We start from the raw sequence: 5175 nt of genomic DNA on the forward strand, positions 1-5175 counted from the left end.
AGTTCTTGGGTGACCAAAGAGTTATCGTCTCTCTGATTGTCGTTAGCTTCGGAGAAAAGAGCAGTTTCAGAAATCATAATGCTTGTATAGTGTCCTATTCGTAATTATGATAACCATCATAACACAATTCAAAAAGAGTGGCACACATACAAACAAAAAATCACACTTGACAGCACGTGTGAAATTGGTTATGGTCATAGTATCGTTTCATTAAGTAAAAAATCATGAATCACGAATTCAATAATGCTGATCTTGCTATGGCTGCAATGAATCATCCCAAAGGATATGAGATCTTAACCTTAGTCCACAGCATAGTACAAAAAAATACTTTAATGAGTTTCACTGCCGATCCTCATCCCCAATTAAAGACCATTCAAGTGGGCACTAGAGGTTGTGCCTCGTCTCCTAAGAAAGAACTTAATTATATTGATTTACCTAGAAGTCCTGAACTTCAGTACGAAGGTGTCAACATTGAGAGTTCAGAACTACTTGCAGTTGTCGCACAATACCCACAAAGATTAACAACAGCAATTGATGCCTGGTTAAAATGGGCTTATCGTACAGATGTTGAATATCCTACCTTCTCTTTGATTAAAGCCATTAAGGAGGATTGGTGCTTGTAAAATGGTTACTGAAGCGTTATAGAGCATTTATGATGCTCAACTAATCATTTTTAATTGGGAAGTAAGAGCAGCTATTGGTAGGGTAAGTGAAATAACGTGCCCTACTAATAACTGTCTTGTTGAGGAAAGATGAAAATATCAAAATATGATGTTAATATATAGGTAGGGTTTATACTTATTTATATCTTAAGGGCACCTCTATTAATAACAATTAATTACTTAATGGTGCTGGTGAATCATGATCTATTCCCAGCACCTTATTGACTCATCCCATTTCTGTATGAAATTGCATCTCAATGAGTTAGTTAGAGTAATGGGCTTCTCAAGAACTCATTAGTGGAACGATTAAAGAGAAATGGAATGACTGATTAAGCGTTCTTCATCAGGTGCTTAACAATGTTATCTTTCACCATCATTTGACGCAACACTTCGAGTAGATAAGTTTGAGCTTCTTCTTGAGTTAAAGCCTGAACTTGATCTTCGTAGACTTTCATCTTGAATTGTTGCTCAAGAGTTAGTTTTCCAGGCATTTGCATCTTCACTCCTCCTGCACTATTTCAGAATCTGGAAACGGGTTAGAGCTTCCTTTTGGCAGATTTGTTGATTAATCTAGCACATGGATATTATATTGTCCAACTTGTCAAGCAAAAAGTAGTGATATTAACAAAAATTCATATCACGTTGGGGCTTGTGCCTAGGATCAAAGGGAGTTTAAAATAAAAATGTCAAAATCGTTACCAAATCATTCAGGAGGCCAATGGAGATGGATGCAATGGAATTTTTTCAGCGAAGTGCAGGAAAATGGCGATCGCAGCGTTCAACCCATCATCTGGCCTTTCGGCGTGCGGAGTTGGGAGAATTAGAAATCACCGTCAGCGCTTTAACTCCAGACGATCCAAGAGTCCAAGAAATTTGCACCATGCATAAAGTTGATAGCCAACTCGCTGCGGGTGGGGCATTGGTACAATGGCATGGCAGCATGGGTTGGGATCGGGAAGGCGAAGGTCATGAGGATTCCACCGTTATGGTGATCGTTCCTGATGTAGATAATCCGCGCAAAGGGAAACTCTTGCGGGAAAAAGGCTATGCAGAAATTGTCCCCGTCGCTGGACAGTATGAAATGGATGATGAAGACGGACTCAACTTAATCACCGAATACGAAACCATGAGCGCGATCGAGCGATTTTCCTTTGCCGATGATTCTGGCTCGATTCGTCTGCGCACCAGTACGGTCAAACGTTTTGGAGGATTTAACACTGCCTCCTTCTGCATTGAAACCCGCATCGATTCTCCTGCCGAGACGAATGCAATTGCTCTCCCAGAAGCCCTAAAAGCGTCTTGGGAAAAAGAATCCGCCGTTTCTCTATTGGGATGGTAAACTTCGCTAGGCAAGAGGCAAGAGGCAATAGATGATGAGTGCTAGGTTTGGTGAAGGTCAGGGAAGTTCTAGCTGCCAAACCAGTGGCTATAAATAAAATCTTAAAATTGCATCAAAAGTTCGTTCTCCGTCTTTCAATAGACGGTAGAATGGCACACCTTCACAAAAGCGAGAACTTATGAACCAATCCATGATTCCTCAAGACCAATGTCCGATCCAAATTGAAGATGACCGGACAGGAATGAGTGTAGAGACTCTCAAACGCGCTTTTGCAGATAACCTATTCTACTTGCAAGGAAAATATGAATCCCTAGCAACCCAAGATGACTTCTACATGGCTCTGGCGTATACTTTACGCGATCGCCTCTTGAGTCGTTGGCTCAAAACCCTAAAAACCTATCTGGAAAACGATGTAAAAACCGTTTATTATCTCTCTGCCGAATTCCTCATGGGTCGGCACTTAGGGAATAGCCTGATTAATCTACACCTGTACGATCGCATCCGTCAAGCCGTAGAAGAATCGGGTCTCGATCTCGAAGAAATCCTAGAACATGAACCCGATCCAGGTTTGGGTAATGGGGGTTTAGGTCGATTAGCAGCTTGCTTCCTCGACTCTCTAGCAACCCTAGAAATTCCTGCCGTCGGCTATGGAATTCGCTATGAATTTGGAATTTTCCATCAGATTATTCAGGATGGATGGCAAGCGGAAATTCCTGATAAATGGTTACGTCTAGGTAATCCTTGGGAAATTGCTCGTCCCGATCAAGCGGTAGAAGTTAAATTTGGTGGCCATACCGAAATCTATAGTGATGAAAAAGGACGGCCGAGAAAACGCTGGATTCCCGATACAAGAGTGATGGGAATTCCCTATGATACGCCAGTTCCCGGTTATGATACCAATACCGTAAATCCCCTACGGTTATGGAAAGCAGAATCAAGCGATGATTTTGATTTTGGTGAATTTAATGCAGGGAACTATGATGGTGCAGTTTCAGAAAAAATGCGCTCTGAAACAATCTCTAAAGTTCTTTATCCCAATGACAATACACCCCAAGGGAAACAACTGCGACTCGAGCAACAATTCTTCTTTGTTTCCTGTTCGCTCCAGGATATTATCCGCATTCACCTGATGCGCCATAAGACTCTAGATAATTTACCAGAAACGGCTGCTATCCAACTCAATGATACGCACCCAGCCGTGGCGATCGCCGAAATGATGCGTTTATTGGTCGATGAACATGGCTTTGACTGGAATATTGCTTGGCGCATCACTCAAAAAACCTTTGCCTACACCAACCATACCCTACTCCCCGAAGCCTTAGAACGGTGGTCAGTTGGGTTATTTGAAGCCATTCTTCCCCGTCACCTGGAAATCATCTATGAAATCAACCATCGATTCTTAGAAGATGTGAAACATTGGTATCCAGAGGATTCAGGACTCCTGAGTCGCCTATCCTTAATTGAAGAAGGCGGAGAAAAGAAAGTCCGTATGGCGAATTTAGCCTGTGTGGGTTCCCATGCCATTAATGGAGTCGCAGCCTTACATACCGAACTGCTCAAACAGGATACTCTCAAAGACTTTTACAAACTTTGGCCCGAGAAATTCTACAACAAGACCAATGGAGTTACCCCTCGCCGTTGGGTGTTATTAAGTAACCCCAAATTGTCAGAACTCTTTACCAATAAGTTGGGTGAAGGATGGTTAAAAGATGTGGATCAATTGCGTAAATTGGAAAGTCATATTGACGATCCAGAATTTCGAGCGGAGTGGCGCACAATTAAACAGCACAATAAACAGTTAATGGCTGATTATATTGCCGCTCACAATGGCTTAGAAGTCGATCCCAATTCCTTGTTTGATATTCAAGTGAAGCGGATTCATGAGTATAAGCGTCAACACTTGAATATGTTGAATATTATCACCCTATATAACCGGATCAAGCAAAATCCGAGTCTGAATATTCAACCCCGGACGTTTATCTTTGGTGGGAAGGCTGCCCCCGGATACTTTATGGCAAAATTAATCATTAAATTGGTTAATTCGGTCGCTGAAGTCGTGAATAAAGACCCGGATGTACGCGGTCGAATTAAGGTTGTTTTCTTGGCTAACTTTAATGCGTCTTTGGGGCAGAGAATTTATCCCTGTGCCGATTTATCCGAGCAAGTTTCCACTGCGGGTAAAGAAGCCTCCGGAACCGGAAATATGAAGTTTTCCATGAATGGCGCTCTCACGATTGGTACGTTAGATGGAGCCAATATTGAAATCCGGGAAGAAGCCGGTGCAGAGAATTTCTTCCTGTTTGGCTTAACCGCTCATGAGGTGGCAGCGCTTAAACAACAAGGGTATAAGCCTTGGGAGTATTACGAACAAAATGCCGAACTCAAGCAAACCATCGATCGCATTGCCTCTGGATTTTTCTCCCACGGCGATCGCAATATGTTCAAGCCTTTGGTAGACTCCCTAATGTACAACGACCCCTATATGCTGTTTGCTGACTATCAGGATTACATTGATTGTCAAGACAAAGTAGATCGTGCTTATGCCGATCGGGAGAGTTGGACGAAGATGTCTATTCTCAATTCGATCCGTATGGGCAAGTTTTCTAGCGATCGCACAATTAGCGAATATTGCCAGCAAATTTGGGGTGTCAAACCAGTGAAAGTTGAATTGGAGGAATACAATCAAGCCTTAGCAGGTTTGAAGGTTACCCAACCCGTCACTTCTTCTTAGGCAAATTGTTTTAACGGACATGAAATCCAGGCAACTTTGGGCGTTCTATACCCCCAAAGTTGCCTGGATTTCCCCCACTACAGAGCGCGAAGTACTGTAGTAACCAATCCCCGCGAAGACAGCGACGGGGCTTCCAAACGTATCGGAGACTTTACGTGATGTAGTAATGATGTAGACGTAGGCAGAAAAGTTGACTAAAATGGCAAACAACCTTTTCTCCTCACGGCTATGAAACGGATTAAACAGACAACGCTCCATTACCAAGACAACCGCTCGGATAAGATCTATGAAGTGGAATTGCTTTTGGCGGGTGATAATGGATATATCGTCAATTTCCGCTATGGTCGTCGGGGCGCTAACCTAAAGGAAGGGACGAAAACGCCTAACCCGGTGTCTTTGCCAGAAGCGGAGAAATTTTTTGATAAGTTGGTGAAGGAGAAAAC

5 protein-coding genes are annotated in these 5175 nt (G+C 42.8%); 4 read left to right on the top strand and 1 reads right to left on the bottom strand.

All coding sequences use genetic code 11. From position 1 onward, the window contains the following. Window positions 1-224: 224 nt before the first annotated feature. Window positions 225-623, top strand: a complete 399-nt coding sequence (locus tag AC3A14_RS23940) for a hypothetical protein (RefSeq protein ID WP_318719198.1) — start codon at window positions 225-227, stop codon at window positions 621-623. A gap of 368 nt (window positions 624-991) precedes the next feature. Here the strand turns inward: AC3A14_RS23940 and AC3A14_RS23945 are convergent, their stop codons facing one another. Continuing rightward, entirely contained in the window at window positions 992-1159 is a 168-nt protein-coding gene (locus AC3A14_RS23945; protein WP_271944104.1) for an NblA/ycf18 family protein, read from the bottom strand. 227 nt (window positions 1160-1386) lie between these two features. Here AC3A14_RS23945 and AC3A14_RS23950 point away from each other — a divergent pair, with 227 nt between their 5' ends. The 3 genes from AC3A14_RS23950 to AC3A14_RS23960 all read left to right on the top strand — a co-directional run. After that, window positions 1387-2001: a phycobiliprotein lyase gene (locus AC3A14_RS23950; protein ID WP_318723153.1), complete on the top strand. Its 615-nt coding sequence runs from the start codon at window positions 1387-1389 to the stop codon at window positions 1999-2001. A gap of 178 nt (window positions 2002-2179) precedes the next feature. Continuing rightward, window positions 2180-4732, top strand: a complete 2553-nt coding sequence (locus tag AC3A14_RS23955; protein ID WP_318732936.1) for a glycogen/starch/alpha-glucan phosphorylase — start codon at window positions 2180-2182, stop codon at window positions 4730-4732. A gap of 228 nt (window positions 4733-4960) precedes the next feature. Further along, window positions 4961-5175 (top strand): WGR domain-containing protein (locus tag AC3A14_RS23960; protein WP_487779202.1); only part of this gene is annotated, 215 nt, incomplete at its 3' end.

Source organism: Roseofilum sp. (assembly GCF_982964205.1).

Excerpts from the sequence above, each read along its gene's own strand:
- AC3A14_RS23940 (WP_318719198.1), top strand. The coding sequence starts at position 225 with ATGAATCACGAATTCAATAATGCTGATCTTGCTATGGCTGCAATGAAT.
- AC3A14_RS23945 (WP_271944104.1), bottom strand. The coding sequence starts at position 1,159 with ATGCAAATGCCTGGAAAACTAACTCTTGAGCAACAATTCAAGATGAAA.
- AC3A14_RS23950 (WP_318723153.1), top strand. The coding sequence starts at position 1,387 with ATGGATGCAATGGAATTTTTTCAGCGAAGTGCAGGAAAATGGCGATCG.
- AC3A14_RS23955 (WP_318732936.1), top strand. The coding sequence starts at position 2,180 with ATGAACCAATCCATGATTCCTCAAGACCAATGTCCGATCCAAATTGAA.